This is a genomic window from Amycolatopsis sp. (assembly GCF_035546795.1).
Taxonomy (GTDB): domain Bacteria; phylum Actinomycetota; class Actinomycetes; order Mycobacteriales; family Pseudonocardiaceae; genus Amycolatopsis_E.
In genome coordinates this window covers 1-22321 of the sequence record NZ_DASZWC010000004.1, presented here as the reverse complement: position 1 = coordinate 22321, position 22321 = coordinate 1, and the positions used below count along the sequence as shown (strand labels likewise).

Here is a 22321-nt window from a genome sequence, read left to right as displayed (position 1 = left end):
CCCAGTTCGGCGGGGGTCCGAATGGGTGGCATCCCGGTGGTAGTCGAGGTAGCATCAAGGGTATGAAGCTTAGTGTGAGTCTGGGTGAGGAGGACGTGGCCTTTCTCGACGAATTCGCGGCGGAGACCAAGGCCGGGTCCCGGTCTGCCGTGCTCCACCAGGCGATCGAGCTGCTGCGCGCGTCCCAGCTGGAGGACGCGTATCAGGCCGCGTGGGCCGAATGGGAAGAGGAAGAGGCCGCGGTCTGGGAGCCGGTCGTGGGTGACGGGGTGGCTGCCGGCTGATGCGGCGCGCCGAGATCCGCCTGGTCGCTCTCGACCCGGTGCGCGGTTCCGAGTCGGACAAGACCCGTCCCGCGGTCATCGTCAGCAACGACGGGGCGAACTCCGTGGCCACCCGGCTGGCGCGGGGCGTGATCACCATCGTGCCGATCACGTCGAACGTGGCCAGGGTGTACCCGTTCCAGGTGCTGCTGCGCGCGGGGGACTGCGGGCTCCGGATGGATTCGAAGGCGCAGGCCGAGCAGGTGCGCTCGGTGTCGGTCCAGCGCATCGGCCGGAAGGTGGGGCACGTGCCGCCGGTGATCATGGTCAAGATCGAGCACGCGCTGCGGGTGCATCTGGGGCTGTGAGGCCCCACTGTGGAAGGGCGGGCCGAGTGCACTCGAAAGCGTGGTCCGGCAGCCACGGAAGAAGTGAAACAGCCCAGGTTTACCCTGGTAGACGATGAGCGCGCCAGAGGTTGGAAAGACCTACTCAATTCGTACGTTCGGCTGTCAGATGAACGTACACGACTCCGAGCGCCTGGCCGGGCAGCTGGAGGAAGCCGGCTACCGGCCGGCGGACGGTGCTGCCGCACCCGACCTCGTCGTGTTCAACACCTGTGCGGTCCGCGAGAACGCCGACAACAAGCTGTACGGCACCCTCGGCCACCTGCGCCCGGCGAAGGACGCCAACCCGGGCATGCAGATCGCGGTCGGCGGCTGCCTCGCGCAGAAGGACCGTGGCGAGATCGTCAAGCGCGCCCCGTGGGTCGACGTCGTGTTCGGCACGCACAACCTGGGCGCGCTGCCGGTGCTGCTCGAACGCGCCCGGCACAACGCCGAGGCCGAGGTGGAGATCCTCGAATCGCTGGAGACCTTCCCCTCCACGCTGCCCGCGCGCCGCGACTCCGCCTACTCGGGCTGGGTGTCGATCTCCGTCGGCTGCAACAACACCTGCACCTTCTGCATCGTCCCGTCGCTACGCGGCAAGGAGCGTGACAGGCGGCCGGGCGAGATCCTCGCCGAGGTCGAGGCGCTGGTCGCCGAGGGCGTGCTGGAGGTGACCCTGCTCGGGCAGAACGTCAACTCCTACGGCGTCGAGTTCGGTGACCGGCAGGCGTTCTCCAAGCTGCTGCGCGCCTGCGGTTCGGTCGACGGGCTGGAGCGGGTCCGGTTCACCTCGCCCCATCCGGCGGCCTTCACCGACGACGTGATCGACGCGATGGCCGAGACGCCCAACGTCTGCCACCAGCTGCACATGCCGCTGCAGTCCGGCTCCGACAGGGTGCTCAAGCAGATGCGGCGCTCCTACCGGGCGGGCCGGTATCTGTCCATTTTGGACAAGGTGCGGGCGGCGATGCCGGACGCGGCGATCACCACCGACATCATCGTCGGGTTCCCCGGCGAGACCGAGGAGGACTTCCAGGCCACCCTGGACGTGGTGCGGCAGGCCCGGTTCTCCAGCGCCTTCACCTTCCAGTACTCCAAGCGCCCCGGCACCCCGGCCGCGGACATGCCCGGTCAGCTGCCGAAGCAGGTCGTGCAGGAACGCTACGACCGGCTGGTCGAGCTGCAGAACGAGATCGCGTGGCAGGAGAACAAGAAGCTCGTCGGGCGGAAGGTGGAGCTCCTGGTGGCCACCGGCGAGGGCCGCAAGGACGCGGAAACCCATCGGATGAGCGGTCGCGCGCGCGACGGCAGGCTGGTGCACTTCGCCCCTGCCGGAGCCGCGGTGGACAAGGAGATCCGGCCCGGCGACATCGTGGAGACCGTGATCACCTACGGCGCGCCGCACCACCTGGTGGCCGATGGGGAAGTGTTGTCGCACCGCCGCACCCGTGCGGGCGACAACGTCGAAGCGGGGCGGCGCCCCAAGACCGACGGGGTCAGCCTCGGGCTGCCCTCCTTCGGCGCCCCGATGGTGCAAGCGACGACTGGCGGGTGTGGAGCGTGAGCAAAGTGCCGAACGGCAACGAGGTCGACCAGGCGCTGGCCGACGATGTCAACCAGGTGGTCAGCAAGGCCTCTCGCACGGTGGAGCTCGGCCGGCGCGGGTTCGTCATCTCGATCCTCGTGTTCGTGCTGCTGGTCGGGCAGATCCTGCCGTGGGTCGGCGACAAGGTCGGCTGGCAGGTGCTCTTCGGCCAGGGTGGCGCGATCCCGCAGTTGTTCGCCGCCACCTCGACGGTGATCGGCATCCTGTGCTCGGCGCTCGCGCTGGGCACCCGGCGCTGGTGGCTTACGTGGGTGTGCGCGATCGGTGGCTGGTTCTCCTCGGTTGACGGGCTGCTGGCGATCTGGTCGCAGCAGTCCTCGCACGCGAACAACGCGGTCGGTGGTGGCCCCGGTATCGGCATGATCATCGCGCTGGTGGCGATGATCCTGCTGGCCGGGAACTGGATGCGCACGGCCTTTTCCCGCACCTGAGGCTCACGGCCGGTCCGGGAACTGCCGCGCCAGCGTGGTGGCCAGCGAACGGAACAGCCGCACCGCGGGGTTCGGGTCGCTGACCCGGGTGGCCAGCACGCTCTCCTCCCACGGAGCATCCACCACGGGCACACACACTGTGCCCGGCCATCGGTAGTAGCGCGCGAAGGAGCTCAGTGCCGAACCCACGCCCCGCCTGGCCGAGACGCTCGTCAGCACTTCGTGCGGCGTGACGGCGTAGTCGGGCGAGCGTCGCGGAGCCTCGCCGCCACGGGCTTCGGTGAAGTACAGATAGTCCCGGAACGGCCGTGGCGTATGCGGCGGCACGGTCACGAACGGCAGATCCAGCACGTCGGCCAGGCGCACGGCGCGCGCGTCGGCCAGCTCCCAGTGCGCCGGGGCGACGATGATCCGCTGCTCCCTGGTCAGCACGTCCACGGTGACCCGCTCGTCGGAGACCGCGGGCCGGACGAACGCGACATCGACCCGCCGCGAAAGCAGCGCGCTGGTGTGCTCGGTGAAGGTCAGGGGTTCGAGCACCAGCCTGACCTTCGGCCGGGCCCGGCGGAACGCGTCGATCACCGCGGGCGTCAGTTCCGCCGAGCCGTGGCCCATCACGCCGATGCGCAGCGTCTCCTCGGCCTGTGGGTCCGCGTCGGCGACGTCGTCCATCGCCGCGTGCACCGCATCGAGCAGTGACCGTGCGTGCCGGGCGAACCTTTCCCCGGCCGGGGTCAGCGACACCGGGCTCCGATGGAAGAGCGGCGCGCCCAGCTCCCGTTCCAGCTGCTGGATGTGCCCGGTCAGCGCGGAGGGGGACACGAACAGCCTTGCCGCGGCGCGGCCGAAGTGCTGCTCTTCGGCCACCGCGAGGAACGACGAGAGCAGGCGGAGGTCCACCTTTCGACGGTAGCTCTGTCAAGGTCGTTCGGAAAATGTGAACATGCCTGCACTGCGCGGTGCGTCCGGCGAAACTGGTGCTCATGAGCGTTTCCCCGGTGACGGGGGCGAAACCGGCGTGGTTCCGGGCCGCACTGCTGATCACCGCCGCGGGCTGGGGCGCCAACCAGTTCTCGCCGCTGCTGGGCGCGTACCGGCAGCAGCTCGGCCTGTCGCCGGCGACGGTGACCGGACTGTTCGCGGTGTACGTCGTGGGCCTGATCCCGGGCCTGCTGCTGGGCGGGCCGGGTGCGGACCGTTACGGGCGCAAGCCGATCGTGCTCGGTGCGAACGTGCTTTCGGTGCTCGCGACGTTCGCGTTGATGGCGGATCTGCCGTTGCTGCTCGGCATCGGCCGGTTCTTCTCGGGCGCGGCGATGGGGGCCGTGCTCGCCGCGGGCAGCGCGTGGGTCAAGGAATTGTCGAATCCGCCGCACGACCTGGAGGCGCCGCCCGGTGCCGGGGCGAGGCGCGCGAGTCTGTTGCTGTCGGCGGGATTCGGTATCGGTGGTCTCGTCGCGGCGCTGCTCGCGCAGTGGGTTTCGCTGCTGACCGCCTACCTGCCGCATCTGGTGCTGTCCGCGGTGGCGATCGCGCTCGCCGTCCGGTTGCCGGAGACGGTGCCGCCACGCCTGACCGGGGGCCAGACGGGCGTCCGGGACCCGCGCTTCCTGCGTTTGGTCGCGCCGGTGGCGCCGTGGGTGTTCGCCGCCCCGAGCATCGGGTTCGCCGTGCTGCCCGGGTTGGTCGAGAAACGCTTGGCGGGCTTCGAAACCGCATACGCCGGGGTGGCGATCGTGATGGTGCTCGGCGCAGGCGTGCTGATCCAGCCTGTCGGCCGCCGAATCGCCAGACGGGGTGTGCTGACCGTGGCGGTCACCGGGCTCGCCGGCGTCGCCGCCGGTCTGCTCGTCGGCGTGCTGGCCGCGGTGACCACGCAGCCGGTGGTGGCGTTGGTCGCGGATGTGTTGCTGGGCACGGGTTATGGGCTCTGCGTTACGTACGGGCTGACCGAGATCGGCAAGATCGCGCCACCGTCCGGGCTCGCCCGGCTGAGCGCGATCTTCTGGGCGCTGACCTATGTCGGGTTCTGCGCGCCCTACGTGTTCACGCTGCTCACGGCGCTGACCACCGCTCCGGTGATCCTGACCGGGGCGGCGGTACTGACGGTGCTCACCGCGGTGGCGGTTCCGCTGCTGAACTCCACTGTGCGCGCAGCCCCTGCACGTGGGCGTTGAACAGCTTGGGCATCGACACGCCGCCGGGGTTCAGCAGCCATTGCTGCTGCAGTCCGTCGAGCACCGCGATCGTGGTGCGCACCAAGGCATCCACCGGTGCGTCGCTCCGGATCTCGCCCTGCTCCTGGCCGACGCGCACCGCGTCGGTCAGCCACGCTTCGACGTTCGCGTAGTGACTTCGCAACCACTCGTGCGCCGGATGCCCGGGCTCGACCGCTTCCGCGGACACCCGCACGTATAGCCCGACCAACTGTGGCCGTGTCGAGTTGCGCGCGACGAGCGCCGCGAGTGAGTCGAACGCGGCCCAGCCCATGGGCGCGTCACCACCTGCGCTGAGGAACTCGCCGTCCTCGGCGTCGCGCGCCTCCAGCACTGCTGAAAGCAGCGCGGCCTTGCTCGGGAAATGGTGCAGCAGACCGGATTGGGAGAGCCCGGTCCGCTCCGCGACCCTGGCGATCGACGTGCCTTTGTACCCGGAAGCGGCGAACAGCTCGATCGCGGCTTGTACCGCCTTCGCCCGGGATTCCGCTCCGGAGACGTCGGCACGCGAGCGGTAACGAGGAGGGAAGGACATCAGGGCTTCACCGGTATCCGCACCCGGATGTCACCGAGGCCGCGCGCGATCAGCACTTCGCCGCCGAGGGCGAGTGGTCGCCAGGAACCGTTGTCCCACAAGCGTTGCACCCGCTCGTCGCACGGCACGTCGACGAAAGCGCTTTCCCCGGGCGCCAGCTCGATGCCCGCCCAGCCGATCAACCGCACCGGCTCGCCTTCTGGGCGCAGGTAGACCTGGACGACTTCGCGACCCGCCTGTTCGCCGGCGTTCGTCACCTCCACGCGAGCCGCCTCCACCCGCTCGCCCAGAGCCAGCGTGGCTTCGCCGTATCGCCAATCCGTGTAGCCGAGGCCGTGCCCGAACCAGAACAGCGGTTCGTCGGTCCAGCCGCGGTAACCGACCCCAACCCCTTCTGTATAAGGAAGTTCGCCCTCGACCGGAGTTGTGGACCAGGCCGGGCCATCGCCGTCGCGCGCGGGGAAAGTGGTGACGAGCCGCCCCGCCGGCTCGATTTCACCGGTCAGCGCGGCGGCGACGGCGGAGCCCGCTTCCTGCCCCGGCAAGCCCACCCACAGTACGGCGTCCACGCCGGACAGCCACGGCATCAGCACCGGCGTGGCCGCATTCACCACGACCACGGTCCGCTTCGCCACGGCCGCCACTGCGGAGACGAGCGCGTCCTGCTCACCCGGGAGCCTCAAGGTGGTTTTGTCGACGCCTTCGGTTTCCTGCTCGGTCGTCAGCCCGACCACGACCACGGCGGTGTCCGCCTCCCTGGCCGCCCGGACCGCGTCGCTGATCACCTCCGCCGGCGGCCGGGGCGCGGGGCGCGCGACCAGCCCGAGCACGCGCACCCCGGGCTCGCCTGCGGTGGTCGCGCTGATCCGCGCGCCCGCTTCGAGGTCAACATCGACGGCCCAGGCGGGCGGGTTCAGCACTCCACCGCCCGGCCCTGCGGCCGCGGCCAAGGTGACCTCCTTGTGCACCCCGGGCGCGGTGAACTGCCAGCTCCCAGACCCGCGCAGGCCGACCCGCAGCCGGGTCGACCGGGTGACCTCGGCGATCAGTTCGAGGCTCGCGAAGTTGTCGAACCTGCCCATGGCCCCGGCGAAGATCTCCGGCGATTCGCGATGCCGGGAGTCGGTGACCACCCCGTCCCGGTCCCTGGTGATCACCCGGATGCCCGGCTCGCCGGTCTCCGGATCACGCAGCATTCCCGGCATGGGCAAGGTCTCGTTGCGCCGCACTTCGACACCGTCCACAATAGACGAACCGAGCCGCTCCGTGAGCGCCTCCGCGATGCCGACCACGTGCGGCGGCCGGACGCGTGCCGAACCGCCGCCCTGGGCGACCGTCTCCAGCGCGTGCCTGCCGATGACGACGACATCTTCGTTCTGCCGCAACGGAAGCGCCGCGTTCTTGTTCACCAGAACGGTCATTCCGCCCGCGGCCAGCCGCGTCAGCTGCTCCCGCCGCTGCGGGGAGTCGGGAGCGGGCAGGTTCCGTGGCCACTCGCGTTCCGCGCCGAACGCGCCGACCCGGTCGGCCAGCCGGAGCAGCCGTCGCAGGTGTTCGTCCACAGTGGACTCTTCGACGTCACCGGCGCGCACGGCGGCGACCAGTTGCTCGCCCCACGGCCCCTGCGGCCCCGGCATCACCAGATCCAGCCCGCCGTTCGCGCTCGCCACCGCCGACCTGGTGGCGAACCAGTCGGACATGACCAGCCCGTCGTAGCCCCATTCGCCCTTGAGCAGGTCCAGGACCAGTGGCCCGTGCTCGGTCGCGGTGGTGCCGTTGACGCGGTTGTAGGAGGTCATCAACGACCAGGGATTCGCCTCGGCCACCGTCATCTCGAACGGGAGGAGGTACAGCTCGCGCAGCGTGCGCTCGTCGACCACCGAGTCGGCCGTGAACCGGTCGGTCTCCGACTCGTTCGCGAGGTAGTGCTTCGGCGTGGCGGAAATACCCTTGTCCTGCAAGCCCTGTATGTACGCGACGGCCAGTTTGCCGGTGAGCAGCGGATCCTCGCTGTACGCCTCGAACAGCCGTCCGCCCAGCGGTGTGCGATGCAGGTTGATCGTGGGCCCCAGCACGACGTGGACCTGCTGCGCGGCGGCTTCGTCGGCGAGCAGCGAAGCGGCCTCCCGGGTGACCTCCGGATCCCAATGCTGGGCGAGCAGGGTCGCGTTCGGCAGCAGGCAGGTGATCGTCCCGTCGACGAACTCGGCGCCGCGGACCCCGGTCGGCCCGTCGGAAAGCGCGAGCCCGGCGAGCCCGATCCGGGGCTCGGGATGCAGGGCGAACAGGGCAGAGCCGGTGAGCAGCCGCACCTTGGCAGGCAGGTCGAGCGCCTCGATCGCCTTGTCGATTCTGGCTTCCAGGCCCGTCATGGACTCCGCCTCCTCTCGAATCGCCACCGGGCACAGCTTACCGACCGAGTACTCGGTCGGTAGTGGCCGAAACCAAAACCGCGCCACTACACGCCCACACGACGCCACCGAACCGATCCCCAGCGCCTTCACCCGTTGCGGCGCGAAGAAAACAAGTCCTCGCCGGACAGCGCTCCGAACAGCAATCGGGGCGGTACCTCCCAAGAGGTACCGCCCCGATCAGTACTACTCAGCGATCAGCGACCGCGCGCTCCGCGGCTGCCATCCACTCCCGCCACTGCGCGGCCTGCTCGTCGGCCTTCTTCGCACGGCGCTCATCACCCGCCGCACGGGCCTTCGCGGCCTGCGACTCGAACTGCTGCACCCGCTCCCGGAACTGGTCGACGCGCGCCTGCGCCTCGGGGTCGGTGCGCCGCCAGCGGCTGTCCTCCACCTCGCGGATGCGGTCCTGCACCGCCTTGAGCCTGCCGTCCAGCTCCCGGATCCGCTCCCGCGGCACCTTGCCGATCTCGTCCCACTGCTCCTGCAACCGCCGCAGGTGTGCCTTCGCCGAGTCCAGGTTCGCCGCCGGGTCGATCTTCTCGGCCTCGGCGAGCAGCTCTTCCTTCTGCGTGGCGTTCTCCGCGAACTCCGCATCCCGCTCGGAGAACACGGCCGACCGGCGTGCGAAGAACTTGTCCTGCGCGGCCCGGAACCGCTGCCACAGCGCGTCGTCCGTTTCCTTCGGAGCTCGGCCCGCGGCCTTCCACTCGGCCATCAGGTCCTTGTAGCGCCCGGCCGTCGCGCCCCACTCCTCGGAGTCGACCAGTGACTCGGCCTCGGCGATCAGCTCTTCCTTGCGCACCTTCGCCGCCGCGCGCTGCTTGTCCAGCTCCGCGAAATGCGAACCGCGGCGCCGGTTGAACGACTCGCGGGCCTTGGAGAACCGCTTCCACAGCTCGTCGTCGGTCTTGCGGTCGACACCCTTGACGGTCTTCCACTCGTCGAGGATCGCGCGCAGCCTGTCGCCCGCCACCTTCCACTGGGTGGAGTCGGCGGCGATCTGCTCCGCTTCCTCGGCCAGGGCCTGCTTGCGGCCGATCGCGGCCGACCGCGCCTCTTCACGCTCGTGCTTCGCGTTCGCCAGCGCGCGCTCGGCGTGCGCGACGATCTGTTCGAGCCGGGCCGCGAGAGCCGCGAGATCCCCGACGACAGCCGCGTCGGCCAGCCCGTCCCGCAGCTGGGTGGCCGTGGACAGCGCGTGCTTCGGGTCGCCCGCGCCCGAGTTCAGCCGCGTCTCCAGCAGCTCGACCTCGGTACGCATGTCGTCGAACCGCCGCGCGTAGTGCAGCAAGCCCTCGTCGGGAGTGCCGGCCTGCCAGACCCCCACGGCGCGTTCGCCGTCCGCCGTCCGCACGTAGACGGTGCCCTCGTCGTCGATCCGGCCCCAGCGAGCCGGGTTGGGTTCGGCCGGGGGCACCGGCCGGGCGTCGTGGCCGGACGGCGCGTGCGCGTGGGGCATCTTGTGCGGTGCCGGGGTGCCGGTCTCTGTCTCGTCGGCCATCGCAGGCTCCTTATGCCTGTCGGCCCGCCGGAGGAGCGGGCGCCCCACCGGTGGGTGGGGCCGGGTGGTGCGGGTGTCGACCTCTGGAGCATTCAAGCAGTTCAGCGCGGCTTGTGGTACTCGGTGAGGTGGTCGGAGCGGGTGATTCTACTGCGCGCCTGCTGTGGGTGTGGTGTGGTCGTGGCTGGGTTGTTGCGGGTGCTGCGTCGACGTGCCCGCCTGCTGCGGGAGCGGCGTGATCGCACCCGGTAACCTCGAACAGTGTGATCACGCATGCCGTCGTGGTGCCACATCCTCCCCTGGTGGTGCCCGAGCTGTCCCCTGGGCCCGATTCCCGATTGACCGGGTTGCGCGAGGCTTGCCTCGCCGCGGTACGGCGCCTCGGCGACAGGTGGATCGCGGTCGCCGCGCACAGCGAGGACCTGGTGCTCACCGGCGCCGTCGGGAGCTTCCGCGGGTACGGCGCCGACCTGCGGGTCCGGCTTGCCGAAGAGGCCACGGAAAGCACGTTACCGTTGCCGGCGCTCGTCGCGGGCTGGTTGCGGGAACAGGCCGGCGCGCGGTCCGTGGAAATGCATCTCGTCGCGCGGGACACCGGGCCCGCCGACTGCGCCCGGATCGGCAAGCTGCTCGGTGAGTCCGAGGCGACCGGTCTGCTGGTGCTCGGCGATGGTTCGAACCGGCACGGCCCCCGCAGCCCGGGCAGCGAGGACGAGCGCGCGCCCGCGTTCGACGACGAGGTGGCGAAGGCGCTGGAGACCGCGGACGCGGAAACCCTGCTGAAAATCGACCCCGTGCTGGCCGGTGAACTCGGCGTGGGCGGCCTGGTGCCGTGGCAGGTGCTCGCCGGTACCGGCGGCCGCTGGCGGTCGGAGCTGCTCTATTCGGACGCACCCTTCGGCGTCGGCTACCACGTGGCGGTTTGGGAACGGTGAAAGCGATAGCGGTCGTCGGCCCCACCGCTACCGGTAAGTCGGAGCTGGCCGTTACGCTCGCCAAGGAGCTCGGCGGTGAGGTGGTCAACGCCGACGCCATGCAGCTCTACCGCGGGATGGACATCGGCACGGCCAAGGTGACCGTGGAAGAGCGGCGCGGCGTTCCGCACCATCTCCTCGACATCCTCGATGTGACAGAAACAGCCTCCGTCGCCGCATACCAGCGCGACGCCCGCGCGATCGTCGAACGGCTGCTCGCCGACGGCAAAGTGCCCGTGCTGACCGGAGGTTCCGGGTTGTACGTGCAGGCGGTGCTCGACGATCTGCGCTTCCCTGGCACCGATCCGGCGGTGCGCGCACGCCTCGCCGCGGAGGCGGCCGAGGTCGGCTCGGTCGCCTTGCACGAACGTCTCGCGCGGCTGGATCCCGTCGCGGCAACGGCGATCCTGCCCTCGAACGCGCGGCGTGTGGTGCGGGCGCTGGAGGTCATCGAGATCACCGGGCAGCCGTTCTCCGCCACCATGCCCCAACCCGGCCCGCCGCGGTACGGCACGGTGCTGATCGGAATCGATCGTGAAGTCGCCGAACTCGACGAACGCGTCGAGCAGAGGGTGGACCGGATGTTCGAGGCGGGGCTTGTGGACGAGGTGCGGGCGCTCGCCGCCCGTGGGCTGCGCGAGGGCAAAACGGCGTCGCGAGCGCTTGGCTACCAACAGGTCCTTGCCGAGCTGGACGGTTCGGGCGATTTCGCCGCCGCGGCCGCCGCGACGAAACAGGCGACGCGCCGATTCGTTCGCAGGCAACGATCCTGGTTCCGTCGCGACGCCCGGATCCGCTGGTTCCCCGGTGGCGATCAGGATGTGGCCGGACAGGTGCTGTCCGTGGTCGCCCAGTAGGCTGATCGGGTGGCAATCGAGTTCCTCAAAGGGCATGGCACCCAGAACGACTTCGTGCTGCTGCCCGATCCGGCCGGCGGTCTCGACCTGACGGCGGGCCGCATCGCAGCGCTGTGCGACAGGCAGCGCGGGCTGGGGGCCGACGGCGTGCTCCGGGTGATCCGGAGCGAGGCGCTCGGACTGCCGTCCGAAGGCGAGTGGTTCATGGACTACCGCAACGCCGACGGGTCGCCGGCGGAGATGTGCGGCAACGGGATGCGTGTGTTCGCGCGCTACCTGGTGGACGCCGGGCTGGTGCGCGGGCGCGAGTTCGTGGTCGGCAGCCGGGCGGGGGACAAGCCGGTGCTCGTGCACCCGGACGGTTCGGTCACGGTGCGGATGGGCCCGGCCACCGTCAACGGCGCTTCCGTCGCGCTGGTGGGGGACCGGAACTTCTCCGGGGTCGCGGTCGACGTCGGCAACCCGCATCTGGTGTCCATTGTGGACGACGATGTCGCCGGGCTCGATCTGCGTGAACAGCCGCGCTACGACAGTGATTTCTTCCCCGAGGGCGTGAACCTGGAGTTCGTGAACCTGCTCGGCGAAGGCGCGTTGCGGATGCGTGTGTACGAGCGTGGCGTCGGCGAGACGCGCTCTTGCGGCACCGGCACGGTGGCCGCGGTCGCCGCCGCGCTGCACCTGGCAGGCACCGACACCGGAGAGTCCACAGTGGACATCCCGGGCGGCAGGGTCGTGGTTTCGATGGAGCGCGGCGAGTCAACGCTGACCGGGCCCGCGGAGTTCGTGGCCCGCGGCGAGCTGGACGAGAACTGGTGGGCCGCTCAGGCGTAGACGTTCTCGGCCGGGATGTCACGCAGCCGCCGCAACGGTGACAGCAGCAGTGGCGTCATCGGCACGATGATCGCGGCGGACGCCACCCAGAGCGTGTTCCGCACGCCGATCCATTCGCCGAGCGCGCCGCCGAGCAGCCCGCCCAGCGGCATCGTGCCCCACACCACGAACCGCACGGTCGCGTTCATCCGGCCCAGCAACCGGTCCGGGCAGATCGCCTGCCGGTAGCTGACCTGCGCCACGTTGTAGACGATGACCCCGTAGGACATCACCGCCAGTCCCGCGCCGGCGAGCCACGGCCCCCAGCCCGGCTGGGTCAGCGGCAGTAACGCCTGTGCGGGCCAGGTGATCAGTGGCACCAGCCAGATCGAGCGCGCCTGCCCGACATGCCTTGTCCACCAGCCCGCGGTGAGCGCGCCGACCACGCCGCCGAGACCCATCGTGGTGAGCACCACGCCGACGGTCGCCGAGCCGAAGCCGAGATTCCGGCTCAGGTAAAGGATTTCCATCGACATGAATACCGTGTTGGCCAGGTTCGCCGTCGAGGTGCACAGGGTGATCGCGCGCAAAGTGCGGTTGCCGAAAACGAAACGCAGCCCTTCGGCGATCTGCGCGCGCGGCGACGCCCCGGTGGGTGGTTCGGGTTCGGGCTCGTTCGCCTTGATGCGCAACAGGAACAGCCCTGAGACCAGATAGCCGAGGCCGGTCGCCAGTACCGCGTTCGCCGCGCCGGCCAGCTGGGTCAGCGCCCCGCCCGCGGCCGGACCGACGACCTGCGCGGTGGACTGGCTCGCCTGGAGTTTCGCGTTGCCCTCCAGTAACTGCCCGCGCCCGACCAACGACGGCAGGTACGACTGGTAGGACACGTCGAAGAACACCGTCCCGACGCTGACCAGCAGCGCCACCACGATCAGCTGCACCAGCGTGAGCACCCCGGCCCACCAGGCGATCGGGATGGTCAGCAGCAGGCCCGCGCGGGCGAAATCCGCGCGCAGCATCAACGGCCTGCGCCGCATCCGGTCCACCCAAACCCCGGCGGGCAGGCCGATCACCAGGAACGCCGCGTTCTCCGCCGCCGTGAGCAGGCCCATCTGGAACGGGCTTGCGGCCAGCACGGTGGCCGCGAGCAGCGGGATCACCGTCTGACCCACGAAGTTGCCCGCCTGGCTGACCGTGTTGCTCGCCCAGAGTCGGCGGAAGTCGGCGTGGAACCACAGGGAGTCGCGGCGCATGGGTTTCAGCATCGCGTGAGTGATTGGAGAGCGTCAATCACTTTTCGCTCTAGGCTTGACCCGTGAAGACGCGAAGGCAGGCGACCGAGGCCGAGGCGAGCGCGCTGGCCTCCGGAATACGGCTGCGGATCATCCGGTTGACCTATGCGGAGGCGCTGACGAACAAGGAACTCGCGGAGCGTCTGGGCCGGGATCCCGCCACGACGTTGCACCACGTGCGCAAGCTGGTGGATACCGGATTCCTGGTGCCGCAGCCGGCCCGGCGGGGCAATCGTGGCGCCAAGGAGATCCCGTACCTGTCCAGCGGACTGTCCTGGCACCTGTCCGGGGTGGGCCACGAGAAGGTCGTCGCCGAGGCGATGTTGGAGGCCTATCTCGCCGAGATCGCCGAAGTGCCGATCGACGAAGTCAGCCAGACCAGGCTCGTCGTGCAGGTGCCGAACGAGGACCTGCGGGAGTTCAAGGATCGCCTGCAAGACCTGCTCGAAGAGTTCCGCCGGCGCTCGGACACGACGTCCGGCGACCGCACCGCGATCTACGTCGCGACCTACCCGAGCCGGTAATGGGTTCGGAATCTCCTGTGAATCGTGGGACCATGGGGACCAGAGCGTGCGCGACGCAGGAGCGTTCGGGCCGGAGGACCGGTGGGAGCGGGACCCCGCATCAACACTGAAGGGACGATGACAGAACTGACACACACAGACTTTCGCGAAGACCCGTCGATCGGCGAGCTGGAGCTGGAGGACCGCGCCTCGCTCAGGCGCGTGGCCGGACTGTCCACCGAACTGGCGGACATCACCGAGGTCGAATACCGGCAACTGCGCCTCGAACGCGTGGTCCTCGTCGGCGTGTGGACCGCGGGCACCGCGACCCAGTCCCAGGCCTCGCTGGCGGAGCTCGCCCGGCTGGCCGAGACGGCCGGGTCCGAGGTGCTCGAAGGCATCGTGCAGCGGCGCGACAAGCCGGATCCGGCCACGTACATCGGTTCGGGCAAGGTGCGCGAGCTGTTCGACATCGTGGTGGCCACCGGTGCCGACACGGTGATCTGCGACGGCGAGCTCTCGCCTGGCCAGCTGCGTCAGCTGGAAGCGCGGCTCAAGGTCAAGGTGATCGACCGGACGGCGCTGATCCTGGACATCTTCGCCCAGCACGCGCGCTCCAAGGAGGGCAAGGCGCAGGTCGAGCTGGCCCAGCTCCAGTACCTCATCCCGCGGCTGCGCGGCTGGGGTGAATCGCTGTCCCGGCAGGCGGGTGGCCGTGCCGGTGGCGCCAACGGCGGTGTCGGCCTGCGTGGTCCCGGTGAGACCAAGCTGGAGACCGACCGCAGGCGGATCAACAAGCGGGTCGCCAAGCTGCGCCGCGAGATCGCGGCGATGGACACGATCCGGGGCACCAAGCGCGGCCGCCGCGTCGCCAACGAGGTGCCGAGCGTGGCGATCGTCGGCTACACCAACGCCGGCAAGTCCAGTCTGCTCAACGCCATCACCGGCGCGGGCGTGCTGGTGGAGAACGCGCTGTTCGCCACCCTGGACCCGACGACGAGGCGCGCCACCGCGCCGGACGGGCGCACGTACACGCTGACCGACACGGTCGGTTTCGTGCGGCACCTGCCGCACCAGCTGGTCGACGCGTTCCGGTCCACTTTGGACGAAGCGGCCGACGCGGATCTGCTGCTGCACGTGGTGGACGGTTCCGATCCGGCGCCGGAGGAACAGGTCAACGCGGTGCGCGAGGTGCTGGCCGACATCGGCCGGAACCGGGCCGGGGCACTGCCACCCGAGCTGATCGTGATCAACAAGGCGGACACGGCCGACGAGCTGTCGCTGGTCCGGCTGCGGCATCTGCTGCCCGACGCGGTGGTGGTTTCCGCGCGCACCGGCAAGGGCGTGACCGAGCTGGTCGAGGTGCTTTCGGAGCGCCTGCCGCGGCCGGAGGTCACGGTCGAAGCCCTGGTGCCGTACACCCGCGGCGAGCTGGTGGCCCGGATGCACGCGGACGGTGAGGTGCTCGCCGAGGAACATCTGCCCGAGGGCACGAGGCTCACCGCGCGCGTCCGCCCGGATCTCGCGTCCGCTCTGGGGTCGTATGTCGTGAACGGCTCACCGGCTTAGGGCTCGGTAATGTCGGCCTGGTGATCCTCCGCCGCTGCGCGCCCCTGTTCCTTGTCCTGTGCGGGATTCTGGCGCTGGCGGCGCCGGCTTCGGCGGCGGAGGGGGCCACCGATGTCTGCAAGGTGACCGACAAGCGGCTCAACGAGCTGTCGGGTCTGGTCAGCGACGGGCAGCGGTGGTATGCGATCAACGACGGCGGCACCAAGGTGCAGGTGTTCGTGCTGGGCCGGGACTGCTCGGTGCAGAAGGTGATCACCAACGCCACCGACCCGTACGACGTCGAGGATCTCGCACGCTCGTCCGACGGCACCTTGTGGCTTTCCGACACCGGGGACAACGACAAGAAGCGCGAGACCGTGGCGCTGCTCGCTGTCACTCCGCAGGGCAAGACCACCGTGTACCGGCTGACCTATCCCGACGGGCAGCATGACACCGAGGCGCTGCTGCTGGACCGCACCGGCACCCCGTACCTGGTCACGAAATCCCCGTTCGGCGATTCCGGCGTGTACCGGCCGAAGGCGGCGCTGGCCAGCCCCGGCCCCACTGCGCTGGAGAAGGTGGGTTCCTTGAATTTCCGGGCCACCGACACCCCGGGCGGGCCGGTCGCCGGCTTCGGCACCGTGCTCGTCACCGGGGGCGCGATCAGCGCGGACGGCACCGTGGTGGCGCTGCGGACCTACACCGACGCCTACCTGTACCCGGCGCCGGACGGGGATGCGCTCGCGGCGCTGGGCCGGACTCCGGTGCGGATCCCGTTGCCGAACGAACAGCAGGGCGAGGCGATCGCGTTCGAACCGGACGGCACGCTGCTTTCCGGGAGCGAAGGGATCGGCCAGCCGATTCGCGCCGTGCACGGAGCCACGGCCCTGGTCACACCCGCCACGACGGCCGCCCCGGCCGCGGGTGGGGAGGCAAGCAGCGGCTCGGGGGGCTCGTCGGGTGGTATGGGCCTATTGCCGGGGCTCGTGCTCGCCGTGTGCATTGCCGGCGCGGCGGTGTTCGCCTGGACGAAACTGCGCCACCGTTTCGGAAAATGATTCGCACTCCTGTGCCAAAGATCGTTTCCGGCGCGGCGGCGCAGTCTGTCAAAGGCGCCGCAGAACCGCCACGACCTTGCCCAGGATGCTGGCGTCGTCACCGGGGATGGGCTCGTACGCCTCGTTGTGCGGCAGCAGCCAGACGTGCCCGCCACGGCGCTTGAACGTCTTGACCGTGGCCTCGCCCTCGATCATCGCGGCGACGATCTCCCCGTTGTTCGCGGTGGGCTGCTGACGGACCGCGACCCAGTCGCCGTCGGTGATCGCCGCATCGATCATCGAGTCACCGGTGACCTTGAGCAGGAACACCTCGCCCTCGCCGACGATGTCCTTCGGCAGCGGGAACACGTCCTCGATGGACTGCTCCGCCAGCACCGGGCCACCGGCCGCGATCCGGCCGACCACCGGCACATACGCGGGTTTGGGCATGTCACCCTCGGTGCGCCCGATCCGCGCCGCGTTCTCGGCGGCGGCAGTGAGTACACCCACGGCACGCGGCCGGTTCGCGTCCCGGCGCAGGTAACCCTTGCGCTGCAGGGAGCGCAGCTGGTGGGACACCGAGGACGTGGAGGTCAGCCCGACCGCCTCGCCGATCTCGCGCACGCTGGGCGGGTAGCCGAAGCGGTCGACCCAGGCCCGGATGACCTCCAGCACCTGCTGCTGCCGGGGACTGAGCCCCTCCTCGACGTCCTCGGGGGCGGGGAGCGGGTGCACGTCGCCGAACCGGCCGCCCGGCCTGCGCGGAACCGTCTCGTCGGTGTCTGTCATGGTGCTGCCTCCCAGCCGTCGGGCTTCGCGTTCCGGTGCCGGGCCGTGGACCTGCGCACCGGCGCGTATCGCCTTGTTCCGGTCACCCACGGTAGTCCACCGGAGCCCGAACATCAAACAACTGTTCGAGCGACACGCCGGGTGCCTCTCGATTTTGTCGGACCCTGGTGGTACACATTCGCGCAGAGGTTCGATAGAACGGATGTTCGACCTGACGGGCAGGGTGCCCGGTCCGGTCGGCGAGACCGTGAGGAGGTTCCGCCATGTCGGTTCTGCTGGATGGAGACCCGGTCACCGGGCACGTCACGCAAGAACGGCCGCACGTGCACCGGCCCGTCCGCGTCCGGCGCCCGGGGGAGACGCGCCGTCCGCCCACGCGTGCGCGGGTCGTCGCGGGCCGGCGGCGTCCGCAGGTGCCGGCCTGCGCGCCGCGCAGGGTCATGCCGCGCTGGCCGTGGCTTGCCGCGCTCGCCATCGCCGCGGCGCTCGTCATCACCGGTTTGGGTGTTTTCGCCCAGGGCATGTCGGCCGCCGTGCCGGAACGTACGGCCACCGTCACGGTCGGCCAGGGGCAGAGTCTGTGGGACGTCGCCAGGCAGTACGCGCCGGGGTCGGACGCCGACGCGGTGGTGGCCCGCATCGAACAGCTGAACAGCCTGAGTGACGCGGTGGTCGTGCCCGGCCTGCCGCTGACCGTGCCGGTGGCGGCTCCGGCCGGTTCCTGAGGCCGCCTTCCTTTGCGGGACAAGGTGTTCGCGGTTCGTGGTCCGACGCGTGTTCCGCGCGCCATGAGTTCGAGTTCGACTGACTTCCGACCCGCCCGGCGTTGCCGCGTGCCGGCACGGCCGGTTCGCCCCCGCCGGTTCGCCCCCGCCGGGTGAAATCCGAGACTGCTTCGCGCCCTCGTTCGCGAGCGTGCGCCCACCGCCTGTGGTGACCCGAGAGGCCACATCCCCATGTCGCCGCGTGTGCCCGCCCGGCCACCGGACCGCCGTGAAGCACTGTCCGGGTGTTTCGCGACACGGACTTCACCCGCTTGGGTTCCTTGCACCCCGCCCGCGTGCGATCTAAGGTCAACCGCTATATCTAGTAGTTACACGGCTGTAGTTGGTCCACAAGTTGGGGTAGACTAGAGCGAGTTATCCACAGTTGGTCGGTGCTTGCCCACCGGATGTCCACAAGTTGATCACCAGATCGGCCCCGTTGCGTGGCGGGATGGGTATCGGCGGGAAACGACGGGAAAGGGAAGGTGTTCGGTCGATGCGGTGCCCGTTCTGCCGCCATGCCGACTCCCGGGTCGTCGACTCCCGAGAGGTGGACGAGGGCCAGGCGATCCGCCGGCGCAGGTCTTGTTCTGCGTGCGGACGCCGGTTCACCACCTCGGAGACGATGGTGCTCGCCGTCGTCAAGCGTTCCGGGGTCACCGAGCAGTTCAGCAGGGACAAGGTGGTCCGGGGCGTGCGCCGGGCCTGCCAGGGCAGGCCGGTCGACGACGACGCCCTGCAACAACTCGCACAGCGGGTCGAGGAATCGATCCGCTCCGCTGGCGTAGCGGAGATCCCGAGTCACGAGGTCGGTCTCGCCATCCTCGGGCCGCTCCGCGAACTCGACGAGGTCGCGTACCTCCGGTTCGCCAGCGTCTACCGCTCCTTCTCGTCCGTGGAGGACTTCGAGAAGGAGATAGCGGACCTACGCCAGGCCGTGGCGGAATCGGCAGCGGAAGACGAGTGAACTCGTCGCACGGCGGGAGAGGGAGACCATGACGGAGACCGTGGCGACAGGCAGTAAGAGCGCTAAGAGGGGCAAGCGCGGGCTCACCGTCGAGCGCGTGTTCACCACCGAGGGCGTGCACCCCTATGACGAGGTGAACTGGGAACAGCGCGATGTGGTGATGACCAACTGGCGTGACGGTTCGGTCAACTTCGAGCAGCGCGGGGTCGAGTTCCCCGGGTTCTGGTCGGTGAACGCCACCAACATCGTCACCAGCAAGTACTTCCGCGGCGCGGTCGGCAGCCCGCAGCGCGAGAACAGCCTCAAGCAGCTGATCGACCGGGTCGTGAAGACCTACGTCAAGGCGGGCACCGACAACGGCTACTTCGGTACCGCCGGTGACGCGGAGATCTTCGAGCACGAGCTCACCTGGATGCTGCTGCACCAGGTGTTCAGCTTCAACTCGCCAGTCTGGTTCAACGTCGGCACCACCTCGAAGCAGCAGGTCAGCGCCTGCTTCATCCTCGCGGTCGACGACAACATGGACTCGATCCTCAACTGGTACAAGGAAGAGGGCCTGATCTTCAAGGGCGGTTCCGGCGCGGGCCTGAACCTCTCGCGCATCCGGTCCTCCAAGGAGCTGCTCTCCTCCGGTGGCACCGCGTCCGGGCCCGTCTCGTTCATGCGCGGCGCCGACGCGTCGGCGGGCACCATCAAGTCCGGTGGCGCCACCCGCCGCGCGGCGAAGATGGTCGTGCTCGACGTCGACCACCCGGACATCGAGGAGTTCATCTCCACCAAGGCGCGTGAGGAAGAGAAGATCAAGGTCCTGCGCGACGCCGGGTTCGACATGGACCTCTCGGGCGCGGACATCCACTCGGTGCAGTACCAGAACGCGAACAACTCGGTCCGCGTCAACGACGAGTTCATGCGTGCCGTCGAGTCGAACTCCGAGTTCGGCTTGCGCGCCCGGCTCACCGGCGAGGTCATCGACACCACCGACGCGAAGAAGCTGTTCCGCTCGATGGCGCAGGCGGCGTGGGAGTGCGCCGACCCCGGCATCCAGTACGACAGCACGATCAACGACTGGCACACCTGCCCCGAGTCGGGCCGGATCACCGCGTCGAACCCGTGCAGCGAATACATGCACCTGGACAACTCCAGCTGCAACCTGGCCTCGCTGAACCTGCTGAAGTTCCTGAAGGACGACGGCACCTTCGACGCCGGGCTGTTCGTCAAGGCGGTCGAGTTCGTCATCACCGCGATGGACATCTCGATCTGCTTCGCGGACTTCCCCACCGAGGCGATCGGTGACACCACCCGCAAGTTCCGCCAGCTGGGTATCGGCTACGCGAACCTGGGCGCGCTGCTGATGGCCACCGGTCACGCGTATGACTCCGACGGCGGCCGCGCGCTGGCCGCGGCGATCACCTCGCTGATGACCGGCGTCTCCTACCGTCGTTCGGCGGAGCTGGCCGGTGTCGTCGGCGCGTACGAGGGTTACGCCCGTAATGCCGAGGCGCACCAGCGGGTCATGCGCAAGCACGCGAGTGCCAACGACGCGATCCGCACGATGCACGCCAACGACGTGGCGATCCGCAATGTGGCCACCAGGGAGTGGCAGCGCGGTATCGAGATCGGTGGCAAGAACGGCTGGCGCAACGCGCAGGCCAGCGTGCTCGCCCCCACCGGCACCATCGGCTTCATGATGGACTGCGACACGACCGGTATCGAGCCGGACTTCTCGCTGGTCAAGTTCAAGAAGCTGGTCGGCGGCGGGTCGATGCAGATCGTGAACCAGACCGTGCCGCGCGCGCTCAAGTCGCTGGGCTACCAGGACGAGCAGATCGAGGCGATCGTCGAGTTCATCGCCCAGCACGGGCACGTCGTGGACGCGCCGGGCCTGCGCCCGGAGCACTACGAAGTGTTCGACTGCGCGGTCGGTGAGCGCTCCATCCAGCCGATGGGCCACGTCCGGATGATGGCCGCGGTGCAGCCGTTCATCTCGGGCGCGATCTCCAAGACGGTGAACATGCCGGAGTCGGCCACCGTCGAAGAGGTCGAGGAGATCTACTTCGAAGGCTGGAAGCTGGGCCTGAAGGCGCTCGCGATCTACCGCGACAACTGCAAGGTCGGCCAGCCGCTGTCCACCGCGAAGAAGCCGGAGGCGCAGGCCGAGCCCGAGAAGGTCGTCGAGTACAAGCCGGTCCGCAAGCGGCTGCCGAAGAAGCGCCCGAGCCAGACCCTGTCGTTCACCGTCGGTGGCGCCGAGGGTTACCTGCACGCCGGGTCCTACCCGGACGACGGGCTGGGCGAGATCTTCGTGAAGCTGGGCAAGCAGGGCTCCACCCTGGCCGGTGTGATGGACGCGTTCTCGATGTCGATCTCGGTGGGCCTGCAGTACGGGATCCCGCTGGAGTTCTACGTCTCGAAGTTCTCGAACCTGCGCTTCGAGCCGGCGGGCATGACCGATGACCCCGACATCCGGATCGCCACCAGCGTGCTGGACTACCTGTTCCGCAGGCTGGCGCTGGACTACCTGCCGTACGAGAAGCGTTCGCAGCTGGGCATTTTCACGGCCGCGGAGCGCACCGCGCAGGTCGAGGCCGAGTACGGCGGTTCCGCCGCGGCGGAACCGGAGAGCATGGATCTCGAGACCATGCGCAGCACCGTGGACTCCACCCCGGCGAAGGCCGAGATCGAGTCGGCGCCGGCGCACAGCACCGCCGAGCTGATGGAGCTGCACCTGGGCAAGGCGAACGACGCCCCGCTGTGCATGACCTGCGGCACGAAGATGCGTCCCGCCGGTTCGTGCTACGCCTGCGAGGGCTGCGGCGCGACCTCCGGCTGCAGCTGACGGACGGTTTCGCTTGACGTGATGTGGAGGCCGGCCGGCGGCCGGCCTCCACATCACGTTCAGTGCCTGGGCAGACCCGCGGGTCGCACGCGATTGAGGGCAAGATCGAGCAGCCGCTCCGCCTGCGCCTCGGCGTCCGGTTCCCGTTCTTTCGCCAGCCCGATGGCGCTCGCCAACGTGGGAAGTGGCGGTGCGGCGTGGCCCATCCAAATAGGGCGGCACCCCACTTGCTCGGACACGGGAGATGGGCCAGTGACAAGCAGAACCGCGCTGGCGGGTGCGACAGGATCAAAGGCTTTCCTCGACAAACCCGGCGCGTGAATGGCGTCGGCAGGATCCGCGGAACTACTCCAGTTCGGCCAGCGCGGGCGCGAGTCGCTCCAGCTGTTCGATGCCTGCGGCGAATTCGGTGCCGATCGACAGCAGCAGCGTGACGTGATCGGCTCCGGCGGCGAGATGCTCGCGCACCTTCGCCACCACCGACTCCGGCCCGCTGTGGGCAAAGAGCGCGTCCACCAGCCGGTCGTCCGCCTCGGCCGCGTAGCCCAGCCGGCTCACAGTCGCCGCGTAGGACGGGTTGCCGAGCATG

General features: G+C 69.5%; 20 protein-coding genes and 1 pseudogene. 14 read left to right on the top strand and 7 right to left on the bottom strand.

Annotated elements, in window-relative coordinates; all coding sequences use genetic code 11:
- The first annotated feature begins 62 nt into the window (after positions 1–62).
- The 4 genes from VHD82_RS05255 (at position 63) to VHD82_RS05240 (ending at position 2689) form a co-directional block, all read left to right on the top strand.
- The gene (locus VHD82_RS05255; protein ID WP_325697563.1) at positions 63–284 is read left to right on the top strand and encodes a ribbon-helix-helix domain-containing protein; all 222 of its coding nucleotides are present in this window, start codon (positions 63–65) and stop codon (positions 282–284) included.
- Entirely contained in the window at positions 284–631 is a 348-nt protein-coding gene (locus VHD82_RS05250; protein ID WP_325697561.1) for a type II toxin-antitoxin system PemK/MazF family toxin, read from the top strand. The genes VHD82_RS05255 and VHD82_RS05250 overlap by 1 nt, the downstream gene beginning before the upstream one ends.
- A gap of 94 nt (positions 632–725) precedes the next feature.
- Entirely contained in the window at positions 726–2216 is a 1491-nt protein-coding gene (miaB, locus tag VHD82_RS05245; protein ID WP_325697559.1) for a tRNA (N6-isopentenyl adenosine(37)-C2)-methylthiotransferase MiaB, read from the top strand.
- Complete coding sequence (locus tag VHD82_RS05240; protein WP_325697557.1) at positions 2213–2689, top strand: hypothetical protein; 477 nt, start codon at positions 2213–2215, stop codon at positions 2687–2689. Before miaB ends, VHD82_RS05240 begins: the two co-directional genes overlap by 4 nt.
- 3 nt (positions 2690–2692) lie before the next feature.
- On the opposite strand, the gene VHD82_RS05235 is transcribed toward VHD82_RS05240, so the two are convergent.
- Entirely contained in the window at positions 2693–3589 is an 897-nt protein-coding gene (locus tag VHD82_RS05235; protein ID WP_325697555.1) for a LysR family transcriptional regulator, read from the bottom strand.
- Between the two features lie 83 nt (positions 3590–3672).
- Between VHD82_RS05235 and VHD82_RS05230 the strand changes: the two genes are divergently transcribed.
- On the top strand, positions 3673–4866 hold the full coding sequence (locus VHD82_RS05230) for an MFS transporter (RefSeq protein ID WP_325697553.1): 1194 nt from the start codon (positions 3673–3675) through the stop codon (positions 4864–4866).
- Here VHD82_RS05230 and VHD82_RS05225 read toward each other — a convergent pair.
- The 3 genes from VHD82_RS05225 to VHD82_RS05215 all read right to left on the bottom strand — a co-directional run bounded on the left by VHD82_RS05225 (position 4802) and on the right by VHD82_RS05215 (position 9355).
- Positions 4802–5440, bottom strand: a complete 639-nt coding sequence (locus tag VHD82_RS05225; RefSeq protein WP_325697551.1) for a TetR/AcrR family transcriptional regulator — start codon at positions 5438–5440, stop codon at positions 4802–4804. The genes VHD82_RS05230 and VHD82_RS05225 overlap by 65 nt on opposite strands.
- Positions 5440–7839 (bottom strand): beta-glucosidase, encoded by a 2400-nt coding sequence (locus VHD82_RS05220; protein WP_325697549.1) that lies wholly within the window; start codon positions 7837–7839, stop codon positions 5440–5442. The genes VHD82_RS05225 and VHD82_RS05220 overlap by 1 nt, the downstream gene beginning before the upstream one ends.
- A 202-nt stretch (positions 7840–8041) precedes the next feature.
- Positions 8042–9355 carry a DUF349 domain-containing protein gene (locus tag VHD82_RS05215; protein WP_325697547.1) on the bottom strand — a complete coding sequence of 438 codons (1314 nt, stop codon included), beginning with the start codon at positions 9353–9355 and terminating at the stop codon, positions 8042–8044.
- Between the two features lie 263 nt (positions 9356–9618).
- On the opposite strand from VHD82_RS05215, the gene VHD82_RS05210 reads away from it, so the two are divergent.
- The 3 genes from VHD82_RS05210 to dapF are packed head-to-tail and all read left to right on the top strand — an operon-like array spanning position 9619 to position 12017.
- A complete protein-coding gene (locus tag VHD82_RS05210) occupies positions 9619–10290 on the top strand; it encodes a hypothetical protein (protein WP_325697545.1) in 672 nt (223 codons plus the stop codon).
- On the top strand, positions 10287–11186 hold the full coding sequence (miaA, locus tag VHD82_RS05205; RefSeq protein WP_325697991.1) for a tRNA (adenosine(37)-N6)-dimethylallyltransferase MiaA: 900 nt from the start codon (positions 10287–10289) through the stop codon (positions 11184–11186). The genes VHD82_RS05210 and miaA overlap by 4 nt, the downstream gene beginning before the upstream one ends.
- A gap of 9 nt (positions 11187–11195) precedes the next feature.
- Positions 11196–12017, top strand: coding sequence for a diaminopimelate epimerase (gene dapF / locus VHD82_RS05200; protein ID WP_325697543.1), 822 nt, complete (start codon positions 11196–11198; stop codon positions 12015–12017).
- Here the strand turns inward: dapF and VHD82_RS05195 are convergent.
- A complete protein-coding gene (locus VHD82_RS05195) occupies positions 12008–13249 on the bottom strand; it encodes an MFS transporter (protein ID WP_325697541.1) in 1242 nt (413 codons plus the stop codon). The two genes, dapF and VHD82_RS05195, sit on opposite strands and share 10 nt — an antisense overlap.
- Before the next feature lie 62 nt (positions 13250–13311).
- Here VHD82_RS05195 and VHD82_RS05190 point away from each other — a divergent pair, with 62 nt between their 5' ends.
- The 3 genes from VHD82_RS05190 (at position 13312) to VHD82_RS05180 (ending at position 16397) form a co-directional block, all read left to right on the top strand.
- On the top strand, positions 13312–13812 hold the full coding sequence (locus tag VHD82_RS05190) for a winged helix-turn-helix domain-containing protein (protein ID WP_325697539.1): 501 nt from the start codon (positions 13312–13314) through the stop codon (positions 13810–13812).
- 117 nt (positions 13813–13929) lie between these two features.
- Complete coding sequence (gene hflX, locus VHD82_RS05185; protein WP_325697537.1) at positions 13930–15360, top strand: GTPase HflX; 1431 nt, start codon at positions 13930–13932, stop codon at positions 15358–15360.
- Between the two features lie 20 nt (positions 15361–15380).
- Positions 15381–16397, top strand: a complete 1017-nt coding sequence (locus VHD82_RS05180; protein ID WP_414637451.1) for a hypothetical protein — start codon at positions 15381–15383, stop codon at positions 16395–16397.
- Between the two features lie 48 nt (positions 16398–16445).
- On the opposite strand, the gene lexA is transcribed toward VHD82_RS05180, so the two are convergent.
- Positions 16446–17165: a transcriptional repressor LexA gene (gene lexA / locus VHD82_RS05175; protein WP_325697535.1), complete on the bottom strand. Its 720-nt coding sequence runs from the start codon at positions 17163–17165 to the stop codon at positions 16446–16448.
- Between the two features lie 263 nt (positions 17166–17428).
- Between lexA and VHD82_RS05170 the strand changes: the two genes are divergently transcribed.
- The 3 genes from VHD82_RS05170 (at position 17429) to VHD82_RS05160 (ending at position 21732) form a co-directional block, all read left to right on the top strand.
- Complete coding sequence (locus tag VHD82_RS05170) at positions 17429–17890, top strand: LysM peptidoglycan-binding domain-containing protein (RefSeq protein ID WP_325697533.1); 462 nt, start codon at positions 17429–17431, stop codon at positions 17888–17890.
- A gap of 535 nt (positions 17891–18425) precedes the next feature.
- Complete coding sequence (gene nrdR / locus VHD82_RS05165; RefSeq protein WP_325697531.1) at positions 18426–18896, top strand: transcriptional regulator NrdR; 471 nt, start codon at positions 18426–18428, stop codon at positions 18894–18896.
- 28 nt (positions 18897–18924) lie between these two features.
- Positions 18925–21732 (top strand): vitamin B12-dependent ribonucleotide reductase, encoded by a 2808-nt coding sequence (locus VHD82_RS05160; protein WP_325697529.1) that lies wholly within the window; start codon positions 18925–18927, stop codon positions 21730–21732.
- Between the two features lie 345 nt (positions 21733–22077).
- Here the strand turns inward: VHD82_RS05160 and VHD82_RS05155 are convergent.
- Positions 22078–22321: pseudogene (locus tag VHD82_RS05155) on the bottom strand (LLM class flavin-dependent oxidoreductase); the annotation flags it as partial.

Coding starts and splice junctions, on each gene's coding strand:
- VHD82_RS05170 (WP_325697533.1), top strand. CDS start 17,429: ATGTCGGTTCTGCTGGATGGAGACCCGGTCACCGGGCACGTCACGCAA.
- VHD82_RS05225 (WP_325697551.1), bottom strand. CDS start 5,440: ATGTCCTTCCCTCCTCGTTACCGCTCGCGTGCCGACGTCTCCGGAGCG.
- VHD82_RS05160 (WP_325697529.1), top strand. CDS start 18,925: ATGACGGAGACCGTGGCGACAGGCAGTAAGAGCGCTAAGAGGGGCAAG.
- lexA (WP_325697535.1), bottom strand. CDS start 17,165: ATGACAGACACCGACGAGACGGTTCCGCGCAGGCCGGGCGGCCGGTTC.
- hflX (WP_325697537.1), top strand. CDS start 13,930: ATGACAGAACTGACACACACAGACTTTCGCGAAGACCCGTCGATCGGC.
- VHD82_RS05255 (WP_325697563.1), top strand. CDS start 63: ATGAAGCTTAGTGTGAGTCTGGGTGAGGAGGACGTGGCCTTTCTCGAC.
- VHD82_RS05250 (WP_325697561.1), top strand. CDS start 284: ATGCGGCGCGCCGAGATCCGCCTGGTCGCTCTCGACCCGGTGCGCGGT.
- VHD82_RS05195 (WP_325697541.1), bottom strand. CDS start 13,249: ATGCGCCGCGACTCCCTGTGGTTCCACGCCGACTTCCGCCGACTCTGG.
- nrdR (WP_325697531.1), top strand. CDS start 18,426: ATGCGGTGCCCGTTCTGCCGCCATGCCGACTCCCGGGTCGTCGACTCC.
- miaB (WP_325697559.1), top strand. CDS start 726: ATGAGCGCGCCAGAGGTTGGAAAGACCTACTCAATTCGTACGTTCGGC.
- VHD82_RS05230 (WP_325697553.1), top strand. CDS start 3,673: ATGAGCGTTTCCCCGGTGACGGGGGCGAAACCGGCGTGGTTCCGGGCC.
- VHD82_RS05215 (WP_325697547.1), bottom strand. CDS start 9,355: ATGGCCGACGAGACAGAGACCGGCACCCCGGCACCGCACAAGATGCCC.